The sequence below is a fragment of the Adlercreutzia sp. DFI.6.23 genome (genome assembly GCF_024462535.1).
Lineage (GTDB): Bacteria > Actinomycetota > Coriobacteriia > Coriobacteriales > Eggerthellaceae > Adlercreutzia > Adlercreutzia rubneri.
This window is the reverse complement of record NZ_JANGBP010000541.1, coordinates 1-299: the sequence shown is the minus strand read 5'-3', so window position 1 is coordinate 299 and position 299 is coordinate 1. Positions and strand designations below refer to the sequence as shown.

Below are 299 nucleotides of genomic sequence, written 5' to 3'. Positions count from 1 at the left end.
GTCGCCGATGCCGCCTATATCGTTGAGGTGCCTGAGGGCGCCGTGGCCGACGATGCCTACCTCACCATTCAGTCCGTCTACGAGAAAGAGCAGCCCGCTGTGGTGCTCGCCGAGCCGACCCGCCATGTGAAGTCGGTGCTGGGACGTTTGGCCGCTGCTGCGGGGGCCGCCGCCATCACCGATGTGACGGCTTTCGAGGACGGGGGCGCTCTGAGCCTCTACTTCGGCGGCGTGGGCAAGCGCGTGCGCAAGGCCACGGGAGATGTGGCCTTCTACACGGTGGCCCCTGGCACCTTCGC

The 299-nt window shown here is 67.6% G+C and carries 1 pseudogene; it reads left to right on the top strand.

The annotated features are described in order from the left end of the window. A pseudogene (locus NE591_RS14495) lies at nucleotides 1–299 on the top strand (electron transfer flavoprotein subunit alpha/FixB family protein); the annotation flags it as partial.